This is a genomic window from Phocaeicola salanitronis DSM 18170 (assembly GCF_000190575.1).
Lineage (GTDB): Bacteria > Bacteroidota > Bacteroidia > Bacteroidales > Bacteroidaceae > Phocaeicola > Phocaeicola salanitronis.
In genome coordinates, this window is the sequence record NC_015164.1 from 4,214,851 (window position 1) to 4,232,572 (window position 17,722).

Genomic DNA, 17,722 nt, shown 5'->3' on the forward strand with positions numbered 1-17,722 from the left:
TCCTGAAAAAGGCAATTTGTGCTTGAAATCTGTGCGTGGATTGAGAAACTGTTTTGAATTTATCATACGAAAACGAATACATCAAGCCAAGAAAAACTTTTTGTAGAAATTCAGAACAGTTTCTGAATCTTTTCATTAGTTTTGCAGCGTTATTAATCAAAACAAGTGATGGAAGAGACAATCGCAAAAAATGTATATGTAGGTGGAAGCCGAAAGAACAGCCTGATAAACCAGAAGATGATATGCCGCATTTTAGGTTTTTTGTTGTTTATTGAGGGAGTGATGTTGCTGGTAGGTTCGGCGGTTTCCTTGTATTATCATGAGTCCGATTATATTTATTTTATTTATTCTACACTGATAACGGTAGGGGCAGGAAGTCTTTTGGTCTTCTTGGGAAGGAAAGCCGAAAATAAGCTTTCCCGGCGTGACGGATATTGCATCGTTGCCTTTACATGGATATTATTTTCAGTTTTCGGGATGCTTCCTTTTTATATCAGCGGGGCAATACCTTCGATACCCGATGCTTTCTTCGAGATTGTTTCCGGATTTACTACGACAGGAGCCACGATTCTTGATAATATCGAGTCGCTTTCGCATGGCATCCTGTTCTGGCGTTGTTTCTCGCACTGGATAGGCGGTTTGGGAATTGTGTTCTTCACCATAGCCGTGTTGCCGATATTCGGTGTGGGGAATCAGGTGCTTTTCTCTGCCGAGGCTACGGGAGTGACGCACGACAAGATTCATCCTAAAGTGAGCATCATGGCGAAATGGTTGTGGACGGTGTACCTGATATTGACCGTTTCGGAAACCTTGCTGTTGGTTTGGGGAGGCATGGGATGGTTTGATGCCATTTGCCATTCGTTCTCTACGACGGCCACGGGTGGTTTTTCCACCAAGCAGTCGAGTGTGGCTTATTGGAATTCGCCTTTCATCGAGTATGTCATCGCTATCTTTATGATGCTTTCCTCGCTAAACTTTTCATTGTATTTCATGTGCTTGAAAGGGAAGTTCCGCCATCTGCTGAAAGACGATGAAGTGAAGGGCTTTCTGATTTCTGTATTTACGGTGACTTTATTCATCACCGTTGCGCTTATCATCAATAATCATTATGATGTGGAGAAAGCTTTCCGAAAGGCGCTTTTCCAAGTTGTTACGGTGCATAGTTCTACCGGTTTTACCACAGATGATTACAATTTCTGGCCTCCATTCACATGGATGCTTATCATGTATGCTACAATCGTAGGCGGTTGTACCGGTTCTACCAGTGGCGGCATTAAAGTGATGCGCTTGCTCATCCTTTTGCGTAATGCGAAGAACGAATTGGCACGTCTTATTCATCCGCGTGCTGTATTTCCGGTAAAAATAAATCGCCAGACAGTCGACCCGTTGACTATTTCAGCGGTAACGACTTTTACGTTATTATTCTTGATATGCGGTTTTGTAGGTTGGGTTCTTTTGATGATGATGGGAGTGGAACTGACCGATGCGTTCGGGGTGGTTTATTCCAGCATGGGAAATGCAGGCGTGGCTTTAGGACATTACGGACCTGCCTTTTCATGGAGCGGACTTCCTGATGGTGCCAAATGGATATTGTCATTCCTGATGCTGTTAGGCCGTTTGGAACTGTATGCCATTTTGTTGATGTTCGTTCCTAGTTTTTGGCATAACCGTTGATAATTAATAATTAATAGTTAATAATTAATAATTGACGATGCAGGGCAATATACCTACAGGCTATCAATTATTAATTATTAACTATTAATTATTAATAAATCATTCGATTGCCTTAATCAGAAGCATCATGTTCTCGATGTATTTTCGTACGGAAATACCGTCTATTTCTTCTTGGGGAGAATAGGGTGAGGTGTCAAATTCGTCACCTACCATGGTCTGGCTGTATGCATCTTCTGCATACGTGGCTTTTCCCTCTTGATATTCTTTATAAGGATTCGAAATGGAATTCAAGGGCGTGATCCAACATTTCTTCTCTTGCGCTTCTTTTATCAGCCGGGCTATTTCTTTGTCATCAGCCGGTTGGTTGGGCATTCGTGTATAATATTGGGGCAAAGGAATTAATTGATTTGACATTAAGGGTGAAGCTGCCAGCAATGCTTTTCTATCCAGTTTTTTGGCTGCTTCGTATTCCTCTTCCAGTTGGGTAGGATTGACAAAGGTAGCTGAGCTATAGTGGGCGATGGTCGATTCGAGGTTTTGGTCGATATAGTATGTCCCATTGTGGATATTGCCTCCTTTGCGGTGTACGAACAATGGTTTTCCTGTATCCGGATCGATAAAACGTGCTACTAAGATTTCTTCAGAGTTACGTGCTTTGCGGTGCCATATCTTGGCGAACGATTCGGGAAGCTCTTGTGATTTCAAGAATTTGATGGCAGCTGGGATGCCGGCAAGGAAACGGGTATCTGCGGTCAGCTTGTAATATTCAATCATTTGACGTATCATGCCTGCGGTAGTGCCGGTGTTGATACTGCGTGGTTCGTACGACCGGGCGTGAGCCGGTTTCAGGTCTTCTACCGTATATTGGTCTGCCCAACCGGAATAAGGTTCGCCTTGTTGCAAGGTAATCATCAGATACATGGCACGCATAATGGGTTCCTTGATGTTTTGCAGTCCGATAGATTGGTAGCATTGAATTAAGAAACGGATGATTTCAGGGGTAACGTCATCATTCAAGGTAATGAACGATGAATAGTCGGCTTTCCCTTGAAAAGGATGATCGTATTTGAGCGGATAACGTTGAGGCCATCCTCCGGAAGGATATTGGCTCTCCAATACAAAGCGGATGACTTTTTCCAAGGGCGCTTTGTAGACCGGATCGTTCTTTTCTACATACATGCGGAGCAAGAATTCGGCAGCCATCATAGTACCTAAGTCATCGTAAGTCGCATTTCCGTAATAATGGCGGAATTCTTCCAGCCTCCATCCGTTTTTCCCTACCGTGTCGTACCATTGCTTCAGTGAATTTTCGCCGGCATAGTCGAATACATAATTCCATCCTCCGCATTCCAGTTGCCCCCATATTAAGGCATTGGCGACTTTTTCGGCAGCTTCGTAATAATATTCATCACCTGTTGCATGATAAGCGTCCAATAACAGATGACCTACCGAAGGAGTTCCGGGCGGTTGTATCCAGACCATGGTGCGTTTGGCTTCCATTTCTCCCCAGGAACGGGATAGATCGGGCAGGTATTGCCAGACAAATCCTCCACGGTAGCTTACATTATCCATCATGTATTGTGTGACTGTTTTCATGGCAGACATAATTTCTGCCTTTGATTCTGTAGGTTTGTTTGCCTGTAGCGGACTGCATAGCAGCCCGGCAGCCAGTGCGATGGCTCCTGATTTGAAATAAATTTGTTTCAACATGTTTTTCATGGTTTGTTTGAATGATTAATTGAAAGCAAAATAAGTGAAAATGCGGAATAAAACAAATAGGGGATAGGAGTAAAAATTGGTCGAATAGGAGGACTTTTTATGTGAAGTGGAAATCTCTGTCGTTTTACGTTTTATCCTCCAATAAAATCCGTATCTTTGTACATTCTAAATTTAAAAAACAGATTGCGATGAAAACATTGAAAAAACTTTTGTTTACAGGTATTTTGCTTGTTTCATTTAGCCAATTGGGCTTTGCTGCAAATCCGGAAGGTGATTCTCAAAAAACGTGTAGCGAGACATTTATGTTCGAAGCTCAGACTCCGTGGGAACAGACGAGCGATAAAGGTGTGGTTCGTCAGGTTGTGGGTTATAACGGTACGGTGATGATGGTGAAAGTTAAATTTGAGAAAGGAGCAGTAGGTGCGGCTCATACGCATTATCATACTCAAGTGACTTATGTGGCTGCCGGGAAATTTGAGTTCACCATTGGAGGCGAGACGAAAATCGTGTCGGCTGGTGATGCCTTGTATATGGCTCCGGATGTAAAGCATGGTTGCAAGTGTCTGGAAGCCGGCTTGCTGATTGACTGCTTCTCGCCGATGCGTGAAACGTTTTTGGCAAAATAAGACACATCTTGTGCCGTTTCTGTAGAAACTTGATTGAACACAGAGGCATAGAGCTTTATTTTTTAGAGAGGACAAAGTTCACGGAAAACTGATACTGTGACTTTGTCCTCTCTTTATTAATATCTCTGTGCCTCTGTGTCCTGTTTCTTTTTCGCAAACCAATGATAACATTAGCAATGTCTTGAAAGCAAAGAGGGCAAGCCCGAAAGCCTGCCCCCTTATTTACCAACCAAGTTTATGAAACGAATATGATATTCGGTTTATTGCTGTGCAAATCCATAACCATTGGTAAAGCCGCCGGTTGTGATAACGTTTGGAGTGAACGGCCACAAGTAAATCGGAGCCTTTACATAGTCGTAATCATAGAATAAATATCTATAATATTCATTGTCATTGGCAACTATGGCTGCCCCCCAGTCTTGTCTTTCATAACCTTCTGCTTCCAGTGCCTTTGCTTCTGCACCGTTCGGGTCAATATATTCGAACAGACCTTTAATTGCTATATTAGTTGCAGGTGTTGAGGTACCATAATCCAAACCGTAGTTTTCCCATGCATCATTTTGACCACGCCATCCCGGATAAAGCACCGGATCATCTTTCTTGTCTGCCGGACATTCGGTGGTCAGACGGTAACCGTATTCACTGCGTGCGTCTACCAGTTTGGTCCATACATAATTGGAAATTACGTTACCGTTTTCAAATTCGTGATATCCTTTAGCTGCCAAATCGTCAATCATGCTACGGGTCATTTCCTTGATATTGCGGATAGCATCAGGCAGCATACCGGTACGGATTAATGTCCAACGGCGGTCACCTTCACCTGCAAATTCAAATCCACGTTCTTGAATAACAGCGTTGAGCAAACTTCCGCAATCGGCAATGAATTGATCTGTATTGGCTTGTCCTGTCGGGAATGAGCGTTCGCGGATCAGTTTCAAGTAAGTTTCTGCTTCTCCGTTTTCACCCAATGCAGCACAAGCTTCAGCATAACCTAAATAGATTTCAGATATTCGCATATATGGCATGCTGATACCGGATTTACGTTGTCCTGCTGTATAAGGATTTGCCATACGGTTTTCATCCCATTTGTTTACTGTAATGCCTCCACCGTCTGCTTTTGAGTTCGGTACTAATGGAATCAATTTTTCGATGCCCTTACCTGCACTACCCGTTACACAGCAGCTAACGTCACGGCGTTTATCATTCGGATCGAACATACCATAATAAAACGCCGGATTGATTCGTCCTTGTCCATAGGATTTACATGGATAGTCATTAGAAGAACCTCCGCTAGATACACGTCCTAAAGAGTAGGGACGTGGAGAGTTCCCTGAACCTTGAGTTAAAGGAATTTCGTAAATTGATTCATCGGCAAACTCCAAATCATTGTTTTGTTGGAAGAAGTATTGGTACGGATTGTCAAACATTTGTCCTGCATCGCTTTCACTACGTGGATCTGTGGTATGAAAGACAGCAGTACCAGGATTGTCGATACAAGCTTTGAAGTAAGTTTTAGCTATTTGATACAAATTTTGCCAATCTGTACGACGCCCATATTCACTATTATTATTGGGAGTACCCATCGTTTCAAAAGTCAATACATTTCCTTCTCCATCTTTATAAAAATCAGCACCTAAATCCATACGGCGTGTTTGATAACCGCCAGCTTCTAATGCCATACGACCAATCAACCCTTGTACGTAGTTGCGTGACATGAAATTCTTTTGGATGGTTGTATTTTCTCCCAAACGATACATAACCGGTTCAACTCGAATCAAGTCGGCTATGCAGCAATCGTAGATGGAATCACGTGGAGCCAGACCATTGGCAGCTACACCACTTTGAACTTGATAAGGAACGTCACCAAAACTTCTTAACAGTTCGCGATAAGCTGTGGCACGTACAGCGATTGCTTCTCCATATAGTTGGGTCATGTCTGTCGGTGTGCCTGCAGCTATTAGTTCTTCAAATCCTTCTTCATTTTGTAAGGCATTAATGATAGCATTTGCACGGGCAATTACCGCATACATTTGTGCATAGGCACCAGAATCGTCGTCCTTCATGTAGGAAAGCAGACCATATTGCCCTGCATAAGTTCCATTTTGATACAAACATTCCGGATAGTGACGCCCAGGTTGGTTAGAGAATGATTCCGGATGTCTTTCGATATCTGAACCTGTTATGTCTGTACCATAGAAAAGACCATCGCCGAATACTTGTGTACTTCCACATTCTCTCCATTGCTCGTATGTACCGTCCATAGCGGCGCGTGCTGTTTCCATGTTGGAGAAGACAAAGTCTGCATCAACTACTGAAGAAGAGCTGGTTTCTAGAAAATCATTACAGGAAGTCAGTGTTAATGCGCCAGCGGCACATAATATTAGGTATATATTTTTTTTCATAATGATAAACCTCCAATTCTTTTTAGAATGTCAAATTCAAACCGAATGTAAATGTTCTTGCTTTGGGGTAAGCATTGTAGTCATAACTCGGAGTCGGGAATCCGTCACCACCGGCATCAAAGTTGGTATTGACATCTGGGTCAAGACCTGAATAACCGGCAAGGCAGAACAAGTTGCTTCCGGTGAAGTAAACACGCAGGTTGCTGACCTTAATCTTCTGCATCCATTTTTGCGGGAAGGTATAGCCAATAGTCAAAGTTTGTAAACGCAAGTAAGAAGCGTCTTCAATAAAGTCGGATGTCACCATACCGTATTCAGAGTAGAAGTTTGGATATTTCGCATTGGCATTCAAGGCAGTCAATTCACTAGGGTCAGTTACTAAATAAATGTCACCGTTCGCATCAATGTTATAATTTTTATAGGTGTCTTTTACAAATTCCAAGCGGTTGTTACCTAATCCATTGTCTTTATCACCCATCATGCTGTGCATAGCATTGGCATTGTAGACGTCACCACCGATTTGGTAAGTAAAGCCTGCTGAGAAATCGATACTCTTGTAGTTGGCACTTAAGGTAAATCCACCGGTATGTTTCGGCATCATGTGACCGATAATTGTCGCATCGTTATCATTTACTACCCCATTTTTATCCACGTCTTCAAACTTAGCAGCGCCGGGGAATGCATTCTGACCTTCCGGTACCAATGATTTCACTCCGCTCGGATAGTTGACGATACTTTGTACATCAGGGATGCCTGGTTTCAGGGTATAGACACCGTTGGCATAAGTAAAGTCATCAACAGTATAGAATCCTTGTGATTTGAATCCCTGAACCAGACCTACCGGTTCGCCTACACGAATCACATAGTCGTAATTCGGTTTACGCATGGTTGATCCCCAATTGGTATGTGTATCTACAAGTACGCCTTCTGCCAATTCATCAATGTTATTTTTGTTAAAGTTATAGGTTGCATTTAAGGTTAAGTTAAAATCTTTTGAACGTACTAAATCTATACCTAAAGCAACTTCCACACCTTTGTTTGAAGTCTGACCTACATTTTGGAACTGATAACTGTAACCTACAGATGCTTCGATGGGCACTTTCATTAAGATGTCTTTCGTTGTATTCCAATAAGCATCAATGCTACCACGGATGCGATTTTTGAAGAAACCGAAGTCAATACCTAAGTTACGTGAAATGGTACGTTCCCATTTCAGATCTTCGTTACCCATCATTTCACCTGGTTTATAAATTGTAGTAGGCTGACCATTTACGGTTATGTTTTCGGTTTCCCATGTTTCACGCCACAAAGACGGGTCAATGTTATCAGAACCTGACGTACCATAAGACAAACGCAATTTCAAGTTATCCAACCATGTACGTGTATTTTCCATAAACGGTTCGTCAGAAATACGCCATGCCACAGCGGCTGCAGGGAAATATCCCCAATGGTGATTGGGAGCGAATTTAGAAGAACCGTCGGCGCGGAACGTAGCGGTTAGCAAGTAACGTCCTAAGAGCGAGTAGTTGACACGTCCAAACCAAGAAAGGGTATGGGTCGGTGTATCAAGAGTGTTTTTGAATTGGTCTTGTCCTAACGATGAGTCGGTCATGTTAATCATACCGAATGCATCGTCCATGGTAAATCCCGCAGGATAACCAGCACCTTTGATGTAACTTTCGTCATCTTTTGATGCTAACATTTCGTTACCAAGCAAAAAGTCTAAACTATGGTTTTCGCCTAAACCTTGTACTGCATAGTTCAACGTAGTTGCCCAACGTACATCGTAACCGTCTTTTTGAGTTAATTCAGCAACACTATATGCAGTTTCTCCTGGGTCATTACCACCGTTCCATTCTTGTTGTTTTGACCAGCTGCGGCTTAAAGATAATTCGGTACGTGCGGTTAAGCCTTCGATGATGTTCCATGTCAAAGCACCACGTGCACGAATGCGCTGACGTTTGGTTAAATTTGTATAGTTATTGATGATGGTTACAGGATTGTAAGCCGGATCAACTGTAGCTGAACCTTGTCCCATATAACTAGGATTATCTTCCCCTAGTGGTTCATCAATCGGACGATATCTGTAGGAAGCATTATCGAACTTTGCTCCTTCAAATTTCATTTCGTTGTAACGCAAGTCGGCATCAAATGTCAATTGCTTATTGATTTTCTGTGTGATCTTGAAGTTAGCGCTCCAACGGCTGAAGCCTGAATTGATACGGGTACCTTCCGCATCCATGTAGTTTACAGAAGCATAGTATTTTGTCTTCTCATTACCGCCGCTTAACGAAAGGTCGTGATTCCAAGAACCTGCCGTCTGCATTACATCGTTTGCATAATTGTGCGCGCTCATGTTGCGGTATTCTTCCAGATGGTTGCCGTATTTAGAACCTAAACCGAAATACTTGGCAACATTGTCGCCATACGATTCACCGTAAGCCGTAGCGTATGCCCATGTATTATATACGTAGTCATAAGCATCCATGCCTTCCAAGACTTCAGGAGTCGTACGGATTTGGTAGTACATGTTGTATTTTACAACCGCACGGCCTTCTTTCGCACCTTTTGTTGTTACCAAAATTACACCGTTTGCACCACGTGCACCGTAGATAGCTGTAGAAGCTGCATCTTTCAATACATCAATGCTTTCGATGTTGTCTGCAGGGATGTCATCAATGCTGCTTACCTGCACACCGTCGACAATGAACAACGGGTCGTTAGACTGGGTAATAGAGCCTCCACCACGAATACGGATAGACATGCTGGCACCCGGACGTCCGTCCTGAGACGTTACTGATACACCTGGCAACTGGCCTTGTAACGCTTCTGCTACATTCGCTACCGGATTGGCAGCCAGTTTCTCTCCCGTTACAGAAGCTACCGAACCGGTCAGGTCGCGTCTCTTTACGGTACCGTAACCGATGACAACGACTTCGTCCAACGTTTCGGAGTCTTCTTTCAGAATAACATTAAATGAAGTTTGTGAACCTACCGGAATTTCTTGTGAAAGGAAACCGATATACGATACAACGAGCACGTCTGAGCTCTTTACATCCGGAATCGTGAATTTACCGTCCAAGTCGGTAATTGATCCGTTTGCTGTACCTTTTACCAGTACATTCACACCAATCATGGGTTCACCCGTGGCATCTTTGACCACTCCTTGAATCTGTTTGCCTTGCGCGAAAGCAAACAAGCAGATCATACTCAACAAGAACGTCGAATAGATCCTTTTTAAACATCTCAATTGATCCATAAGTGTTTTTGTTTTTAGATTTAATTGGTTGAATATTGAAAACTTGTTAGCGCAAATGTACGCCAAAATTCAATAAGTCGGTGTGTAAATATTGATTTTTTTTAGTGAAGATAGTGGAAAAATCGTATTTTTACAGGTATTCGCATGGCTAACGTTATAATTATAGTTCAATAAGGTGGCAATCCGGATATCCGATGGAAGCGGCTTGTTTTACGTGCTGCAAAAGTGTCCAAAATGAAAAACGCAGGGGCTCTGTATGTAGATAACTAAGGTGTCTGAACGAACATAAGTGAATCGGTCATCGAACATAAGTGAGTCAGCTGTTTAACATAAGTGAGTCAGCCGTCGCACTTATGTTGTGCCTTTTTGTTATCCCGGTTGTGTTTGCCTGTATGTACGGCTGCGTTTTCGGAGGCATTTTGTTGCCTTTCCTTTCCATTTCCGCTTCCTTCGCGCACGCGTATAATTGAATAAGGTAAGGCGTACTGCATCCCGGACTTTCTTCCGGAAGTTTTTTTATGTCTCAACCTGTTGTATTTCAGTTTATTTGCATATTCATTACAAAAAACTTTCGAAAAAAAGTGTCCGATGTCTTGCAGTTTCTGAAAAAGTCTGTACCTTTGCACTCGCTTTCCGGAAGGGACGCCCCCTGAGAGGGGCTGTAACGGTAAGGGGAGCGACGTTCTATGAGATTATTTGGATAGGAACAACGTAGTACGATTCAAGGAAAGGAAAAGAGACGTCAATTCAAGAGACGAACGGGAGCCAGTCGACAGGATTCATTTAAAAGAAAAAGATATTCTACAATGAAGAGTTTGATCCTGGCTCAGGATGAACGCTAGCTACAGGCTTAACACATGCAAGTCGCGGGGCAGCGGAAGCTTAGCTTGCTAGGCTTGCCGGCGACCGGCGCACGGGTGAGTAACGCGTATCCGACCTTCCGCACACTCCGGGCCAGCCTTCCGAAAGGAAGATTAATCCCGGATGGCATGGCGTGGCTGCATGGCAGCGCCATTAAAGGAGCGATCCGGTGTGCGATGGGGGTGCGTTCCATTAGCTTGTTGGCGGGGTAACGGCCCACCAAGGCGACGATGGATAGGGGTTCTGAGAGGAAGGCCCCCCCACATTGGGACTGAGACACGGCCCAAACTCCTACGGGAGGCAGCAGTGAGGAATATTGGTCAATGGGCGAGAGCCTGAACCAGCCAAGTAGCGTGGAGGATGACTGCCCTACGGGTTGTAAACTCCTTTTATAAGGGAATAAAGCCTCCCACGTGTGGGAGCTTGTATGTACCTTATGAATAAGCATCGGCTAACTCCGTGCCAGCAGCCGCGGTAATACGGAGGATGCGAGCGTTATCCGGATTTATTGGGTTTAAAGGGAGCGTAGACGGGATGTCAAGTCAGCTGTGAAAGTTTGCGGCTCAACCGTAAAATTGCAGTTGAAACTGGCTTTCTTGAGTGCGTTCGAGGCAGGCGGAATTCGTGGTGTAGCGGTGAAATGCATAGATATCACGAAGAACCCCGATTGCGAAGGCAGCCTGCTAGGCCGCAACTGACGTTGATGCTCGAAAGTGCGGGTATCAAACAGGATTAGATACCCTGGTAGTCCGCACGGTAAACGATGGGCACTCGCTGCCGGCGATATACAGCCGGCGGCTTAGCGAAAGCGTTAAGTGCCCCACCTGGGGAGTACGCCGGCAACGGTGAAACTCAAAGGAATTGACGGGGGCCCGCACAAGCGGAGGAACATGTGGTTTAATTCGATGATACGCGAGGAACCTTACCCGGGCTTGAACTGCGCCTGAATGTGCCGGAAACGGCACAGCCGCAAGGCAGGCGTGGAGGTGCTGCATGGTTGTCGTCAGCTCGTGCCGTGAGGTGTCGGCTTAAGTGCCATAACGAGCGCAACCCCTTCCGCCAGTTGCCATCAGGCAATGCTGGGGACTCTGGCGGTACTGCCATCGTAAGATGCGAGGAAGGTGGGGATGACGTCAAATCAGCACGGCCCTTACGTCCGGGGCTACACACGTGTTACAATGGGGGGTACAGAGGGCCGCCATCCGGCGACGGAGCGCCAATCCCAAAAGCCCCTCCCAGTTCGGACTGGAGCCTGCAACCCGGCTCCACGAAGCTGGATTCGCTAGTAATCGCGCATCAGCCACGGCGCGGTGAATACGTTCCCGGGCCTTGTACACACCGCCCGTCAAGCCATGAAAGCCGGGGGTGCCTGAAGTGCGTAACCGAAAGGGGCGCCCTAGGGTAAAACCGGTGATTGGGGCTAAGTCGTAACAAGGTAGCCGTACCGGAAGGTGCGGCTGGAACACCTCCTTTCTGGAGCGGCTTCCGTTCCGGTGGCGTCCTGCCTTTTCGGCGTGCCGTTGTTCCCCTCCTTATATATGATATGAAACAGAGGTTCAACGCCAGTCCTATAGCTCAGTTGGTCAGAGCGCCACACTGATAATGTGGAGGTCGGCAGTTCAACTCTGCCTGGGACTACGGTCTTGGGGGATTAGCTCAGCTGGCTAGAGCACCTGCTTTGCAAGCAGGGGGTCAACGGTTCGAATCCGTTATTCTCCACTGTTAGAAAGAAGTTCTATGACATGATGTGACAAGCAATAAAGAGAAACGAGCGCTTGCAGGCTATTCTGCAAGCATCAGCCAGAGGTATATGCCCGCTCTCTTCCGGAAGGAAGAGCGAGCGGCGGCGTAAGTAGATAAGGGCGCACGGCGGATGCCTTGGCTCTCGGAGACGATGAAGGACGTGACAAGCTGCGAAAAGCCGCGGGGAGGCGCACATGGCCCTTGATCCGCGGATCTCCGAATGGGACAACCCGTCATGCTGAAGGCATGACATCCCGCCTGAGGCGGGAGGCCAACGCGGGGAACTGAAACATCTTAGTACCCGCAGGAAAAGAAAACAACAGTGATTCCCCCAGTAGCGGCGAGCGAACGGGGAGGAGCCCAAACCGCGCGTGTTACGGCACGCGCGGGGTTGAAGGACCGCGACACCGCAAGAAGCAAGGCGAATGGAACGCGCTGGAAAGCGCGGCCGTAGAGCATGAAAGCTGCGTACATGAAGCCTTGTGAAGCGTAGCGGCATCCTGAGTAGCGCGGGGCACGTGGAACCCTGCGTGAATCTGCCGGGCCCATCCGGCAAGGCTAAATACTCCCGAGAGACCGATAGCGAACCAGTACCGTGAGGGAAAGGTGAAAAGCACTTCGGACAGAAGAGTGAAAGAGACCCTGAAACCGTGCGCCTACAAGCGGTCGGAGCACGCAAGTGTGACGGCGTGCCTTTTGCATAATGAACCTACGAGTTCCCCTGCTTGGCGAGGTTAAGCGCGACAAGGCGCGGAGCCGGAGCGAAAGCGAGTCTGAAAAGGGCGTCAAGTCATGCGGGGGAGACGCGAAACCAAGTGATCTACCCTTGTCCAGGATGAAGTCCGGGTAACGCCGGATGGAGGTCCGCACCGATAAGCGTTGAAAAGCTTCCGGATGAGGCGAGGGTAGGAGTGAAAGGCCAATCAAACTTGGAGATAGCTCGTACTCCCCGAAATGCATTTAGGTGCAGCCTCGCGGTAATTCGGCATGAGGTAGAGCGACTGATAGGATGCGGGGGCTTCACCGCCTGCCAAGTCCTGACAAACTCCGAATGCATGCCGCATGTTCCGCGGGAGTGAGGGCACGGGTGCTAAGGTCCGTGCCCGAGAGGAGAAGAATCCTGACCGCCGGCTAAGGCCCCTGAGTGGCGCCTGAGTTAATCTAACGAAGTCCGGCCCCCGAGACAGCTAGGATGTTGGCTTGGAAGCAGCCATTCATTTAAAGAGCGCGTAACAGCTCACTAGTCGAGGTGCCGGGCGTGGATAATAATCGGGTATAAGGCGCCCGCCGAAGCCGCGGGATACAGAGTATCGGTAGGGGAGCATTCCATCGGCGCCGAAGGCGCTCCGTAAGGTGCGCTGGAGCTTATGGAAAAGCAAATGTAGGTATAAGTAACGATAAAGGGGGTGAGAGGCCCCCTCGCCGAAAGACTAAGGTTTCCTGATCAACGCTAATCGGATCAGGGTAAGTCGGGGGCCTAAGGCTCAGCCGCACGGCGAGGCCGATGGACAAACGGTCAACATTCCGTTACTGGCGTCCGGTGTGACGCGGTGACGCGGCTGTGACACTGCCGCCCCCTGACGGAATAGGGGGTTTAAGGGTGTAGGAGCCGATTCCCGCAGGCAAATCCACGGGAAGATCCGAACCTGAAAGTACGGCGCGCCCTCCGGGGCAAGCCGATAGCGCAGGTAACCATGCCGCCGAGAAAAACCGCTAAACTCCAGCCGGACGGCACCCGTACCGCAAACGGACACACGTAGTCGGGTTGAATATACTGAGGCGCTTGGGTTAATCACGGTTAAGGAACTAGGCAAACTGACCCTGTAACTTCGGGATAAAGGGTCCCTCCTCGCAAGAGAGGGCGCAGAGAATCGGTCCAGGCAACTGTTTACCAAAAACACAGGGCTGTGCTAATTCGAAAGAAGCCGTATACAGCCTGACACCTGCCCGGTGCCGGAAGGTTAAGAGGAGAGGTCATCGCGAGAGAAGCCTTGAATTGAAGCCCCGGTAAACGGCGGCCGTAACTATAACGGTCCTAAGGTAGCGAAATTCCTTGTCGGGTAAGTTCCGACCTGCACGAATGGTGTAATGATCCGGACGCTGTCTCAACCGTGATCCCAGTGAAATTGTAGTATCGGTGAAGATGCCGATTACCCGCGATGGGACGAAAAGACCCCGTGAACCTTTACTGCAGCTTAGCATTGGACGTGGGCACGCGTTGTGTAGGATAGGCCGGAGGCAATGAGCCGCGGGCGCCAGCCTGTGGGGAGCCGCCGTTGAAATACGGCCCTTCGTTTGTCTGTGTCCTAACTCCGGGTTGGAGGACATTGCTTGGCGGGCAGTTTGACTGGGGTGGTCGCCTCCAAAAGCGTAACGGAGGCTTCTAAAGGTGCCCTCAGGACGATCGGTAACCGTCCTCAGAGTGTAATGGCAGAAGGGCGCTTGACTGGGAGGCCGACAGGCCGAGCAGGTAGGAAACTAGAGCATAGTGATCCGGTGTTTCCGCATGGAAGGGACATCGCTCAAAGGATAAAAGGTACTCCGGGGATAACAGGCTGATCCCTCCCAAGAGCTCATATCGACGGAGTGGTTTGGCACCTCGATGTCGGCTCGTCACATCCTGGGGCTGGAGAAGGTCCCAAGGGTTGGGCTGTTCGCCCATTAAAGTGGCACGCGAGCTGGGTTCAGAACGTCGTGAGACAGTTCGGTCTCTATCTATCGTGGGCGCGGGAAATCTGCGCGGCTCGGGCACTAGTACGAGAGGACCGTGCTTGACAGACCTCCGGTTTGCCGGTTGTCCCGCCAGGGGCACCGCCGGGTATCCGCGTCTGTACCGGATAAGCGCTGAAAGCATCTAAGCGCGAAGCCGTCCGCAAGATTAGATTTCCTTGAGGGCCGTCACAGACTATGACGTCGATAGGACGCAGGTGTAAAGGTGGAGACACCAAAGCCGAGCGTTACTAATTGCCCGAAACTTTCCCGCCGCGTTTTGCGGCCGTATGCTTCCGGCACTTGTTTCCGGATTGCTTGTCGCTTGTCATGGCACTTGATCGTATTCAGGTGGCTATAGCGCGAAGGTCCCACCTCTTCCCATTCCGAACAGAGCAGTTAAGCTTCGCATCGCCGATGGTACTGCGCAAGCGGGAGAGTAGGTAGCCGCCGTTTTTTCCCTCCCCCCGGCATCCGATGGGCTGCCAGGGGGATTTTTTGTTCAGCGATGCAGGAAATAAGTAAGAGCCTGTTTTGAATTTCTCCAAAAAGATTTTCTCGTCTTGATGTTTACGTTTTCGTGTGTGCTTGGGGCAATTTGGGGGGACCTTTCTGCTTCTGTTCTTCGTCAGACAACCCGCTATCTTCTTCATCACACAAGCGGAGTGTCTCAAAAACTCATCCCAAATCAGCACACGATAAATTCAAAACAGTTTCTCAATGGATATCCGTGTTTTTTTGTATTTCTGTAAAAATGTAAAGGCATGAGATTCTATATCTTCTTTTTATTCGTATATCTGTATTGAGGGAATTTTTAAGGTTCGCATATATTTATGTCTATTTTCCGTTAAGCCGTAATTAGTCTTGACAAATGTTCGCTTATTAGGCTTTCTTCTTTTTCCTTTTTGATTACAATTGACTATTATTGTAACATGTATTCTATATGCTTTCATCTCTCTCTTAGGATGTAAATTGAAAAAAGTTTTGATTTCTTCGTAGATTTAATTCTTTTTCGTAACTTCGCACTGATTTAGAAAATATTAAAGATAATGACGAAACAGCTATTGAAACCTGATTACATTTTCGAGTCAAGTTGGGAAGTATGTAATAAGGTCGGTGGAATTTACACCGTATTATCGACAAGGGCAAAAACCTTGCAAGCTGCATTTCCGGATCGAATTTTCTTTATCGGCCCGGATGTTTGGAGAGGTAAGGAGAATCCTTTGTTTACCGAAGATGAAAGTGCATTGCGATTGTGGCGTGAGCATGTGAAGAATGAAGGATTAGATGTGCGTGTGGGACGTTGGAATATTCCTGGGCATCCAATTTCAATTTTAGTGGATTTTTCTCCATTTTACAATCAGAAAAATGAAATCTACACACAGGCATGGCTAGATTATCAGGTTGACTCTTTGCACGCTTATGGTGATTATGACGAGGCATCCATGTTTTCTTATGCTGCTGGAAAGGTGGTAGAGAGTTTCTATCGTTATTATTTATCGGCTCAAGATAAGGTGATTTATCAGGCTCATGAATGGATGACTGGGCTGGGAGCTTTGTATGTACAGAAAAAGGTGCCTGAAATCGCTACTGTCTTTACAACACACGCTACTTCGATAGGGCGTTCGATTGCGGGTAACAACAAGCCTCTGTATGATTATTTATTTGCCTATAATGGCGATCAGATGGCACAAGAATTGAATATGCAGTCCAAACATTCAATAGAAAAACAAACAGCCCATCATGTGGATTGCTTTACTACGGTAAGTGAGATTACCAATAACGAATGTCGTGAATTGCTGGATAAATCGGCTGATGTGGTTCTGATGAATGGCTTTGAAGATGATTTTGTTCCCGAGAAAAGTGATTTTGCTTCCAAACGCAAGCATGCTCGCGAGGTCATGTTGCGGATAGCAAATAAATTATTGGGTACTCAATTGGACGATGATACCCTGATTATCGGTACGAGTGGCAGATATGAGTTTAAGAATAAAGGAATTAATGTCTATTTGGAAGCTCTGAACCGATTGACTCGTGATAAAAATCTGAAAAAAAATGTGTTAGCCTTTATCAATGTTCCAGGTTGGGTAGGAGAAGCCCGCGAAGATTTGCTGGAACGTATGAATAGCGATCAGAATTATACTACTCCACTTAAAGTTCCTTTTATTACCCATTGGTTGCATAATATGACCCATGACCAAGTGTTGGATATGTTGAAATACCTGAACATGTCGAATGCTGCGGATACAAAAGTGAAAGTCATCTTTGTTCCTTGCTATTTGGATGGGAAAGACGGAATATTGAACGAATCTTATTATGATTTGTTAATTGGCATGGATTTAAGTGTCTATCCTTCTTATTATGAACCGTGGGGCTATACACCATTGGAAAGCGTTGCGTTTCATGTGCCCACCATAACTACTGATTTGGCGGGATTTGGCTTATGGGTCAATTCGGTTACAGGACATGAAGGCACTTTGCAGGACGGTGTGAAGGTTATCCATCGTACAGACTATAATTATTCGGAAGTTGCGGATACTATAAAGGATACGGTTTCTGATTTTTCTGCTTTATCTGACCAAGAAATAACTCAAATACGTGAACATGCGGCATCAATTGCCGAAAAGGCCTTGTGGAAACACTTTATACAATATTATTATGAAGCTTACGACATTGCTTTGCGCAATGCGGAAAAACGTATGAAAAAACAATAACCGAAATCATTTACA

The 17,722-nt window shown here is 46.3% G+C and carries 6 protein-coding genes, 2 tRNA genes and 3 rRNA genes; 8 read left to right on the forward strand and 3 right to left on the reverse strand.

Annotated elements, in window-relative coordinates:
• The first annotated feature begins 168 nt into the window (after window positions 1-168).
• Window positions 169-1,674 (forward strand): TrkH family potassium uptake protein, encoded by a 1,506-nt coding sequence (locus tag BACSA_RS18305; RefSeq protein WP_013619510.1) that lies wholly within the window; start codon window positions 169-171, stop codon window positions 1,672-1,674.
• Window positions 1,675-1,773: 99 nt separating this feature from the next.
• On the opposite strand, the gene BACSA_RS18310 is transcribed toward BACSA_RS18305, so the two are convergent.
• A complete protein-coding gene (locus BACSA_RS18310; RefSeq protein ID WP_041584125.1) occupies window positions 1,774-3,393 on the reverse strand; it encodes a pectate lyase in 1,620 nt (539 codons plus the stop codon).
• 188 nt (window positions 3,394-3,581) lie between these two features.
• Between BACSA_RS18310 and BACSA_RS18315 the strand changes: the two genes are divergently transcribed.
• Window positions 3,582-4,019: a cupin domain-containing protein gene (locus BACSA_RS18315; protein ID WP_013619512.1), complete on the forward strand. Its 438-nt coding sequence runs from the start codon at window positions 3,582-3,584 to the stop codon at window positions 4,017-4,019.
• A 260-nt stretch (window positions 4,020-4,279) separates the two neighbouring features.
• On the opposite strand, the gene BACSA_RS18320 is transcribed toward BACSA_RS18315, so the two are convergent.
• Together BACSA_RS18320 and BACSA_RS18325 are read right to left on the reverse strand one after the other, a co-directional pair.
• A complete protein-coding gene (locus BACSA_RS18320; RefSeq protein ID WP_013619513.1) occupies window positions 4,280-6,421 on the reverse strand; it encodes a RagB/SusD family nutrient uptake outer membrane protein in 2,142 nt (713 codons plus the stop codon).
• A gap of 22 nt (window positions 6,422-6,443) precedes the next feature.
• Window positions 6,444-9,680, reverse strand: coding sequence for a SusC/RagA family TonB-linked outer membrane protein (locus BACSA_RS18325; protein WP_013619514.1), 3,237 nt, complete (start codon window positions 9,678-9,680; stop codon window positions 6,444-6,446).
• A gap of 803 nt (window positions 9,681-10,483) precedes the next feature.
• Between BACSA_RS18325 and BACSA_RS18330 the strand changes: the two genes are divergently transcribed.
• From BACSA_RS18330 to BACSA_RS18355, 6 genes are all read left to right on the forward strand, one after another.
• Window positions 10,484-12,014, forward strand: a 16S ribosomal RNA gene (locus BACSA_RS18330).
• Between the two features lie 91 nt (window positions 12,015-12,105).
• Window positions 12,106-12,179: transfer RNA gene (locus tag BACSA_RS18335), tRNA-Ile, on the forward strand.
• A gap of 7 nt (window positions 12,180-12,186) precedes the next feature.
• Window positions 12,187-12,260, forward strand: a tRNA-Ala gene (locus BACSA_RS18340).
• 127 nt (window positions 12,261-12,387) lie between these two features.
• Window positions 12,388-15,267, forward strand: a 23S ribosomal RNA gene (locus tag BACSA_RS18345).
• 73 nt (window positions 15,268-15,340) lie between these two features.
• Window positions 15,341-15,449 (forward strand): 5S ribosomal RNA (rrf, locus tag BACSA_RS18350).
• The 16S, 23S and 5S rRNA genes sit together here with 2 tRNA genes alongside, the layout of an rRNA operon.
• 593 nt (window positions 15,450-16,042) lie before the next feature.
• Complete coding sequence (locus tag BACSA_RS18355) at window positions 16,043-17,707, forward strand: glycogen/starch synthase (RefSeq protein ID WP_013619515.1); 1,665 nt, start codon at window positions 16,043-16,045, stop codon at window positions 17,705-17,707.
• The last annotated feature ends 15 nt before the right edge of the window (window positions 17,708-17,722 follow it).

What these genes read in the sequence shown, in the direction of transcription:
- BACSA_RS18305 (WP_013619510.1), top strand. Translation starts at nt 169, where the DNA reads ATGGAAGAGACAATCGCAAAAAATGTATATGTAGGTGGAAGCCGAAAG.
- BACSA_RS18310 (WP_041584125.1), bottom strand. Translation starts at nt 3,393, where the DNA reads ATGAAAAACATGTTGAAACAAATTTATTTCAAATCAGGAGCCATCGCA.
- BACSA_RS18315 (WP_013619512.1), top strand. Translation starts at nt 3,582, where the DNA reads ATGAAAACATTGAAAAAACTTTTGTTTACAGGTATTTTGCTTGTTTCA.
- BACSA_RS18320 (WP_013619513.1), bottom strand. Translation starts at nt 6,421, where the DNA reads ATGAAAAAAAATATATACCTAATATTATGTGCCGCTGGCGCATTAACA.
- BACSA_RS18325 (WP_013619514.1), bottom strand. Translation starts at nt 9,680, where the DNA reads ATGGATCAATTGAGATGTTTAAAAAGGATCTATTCGACGTTCTTGTTG.
- BACSA_RS18355 (WP_013619515.1), top strand. Translation starts at nt 16,043, where the DNA reads ATGACGAAACAGCTATTGAAACCTGATTACATTTTCGAGTCAAGTTGG.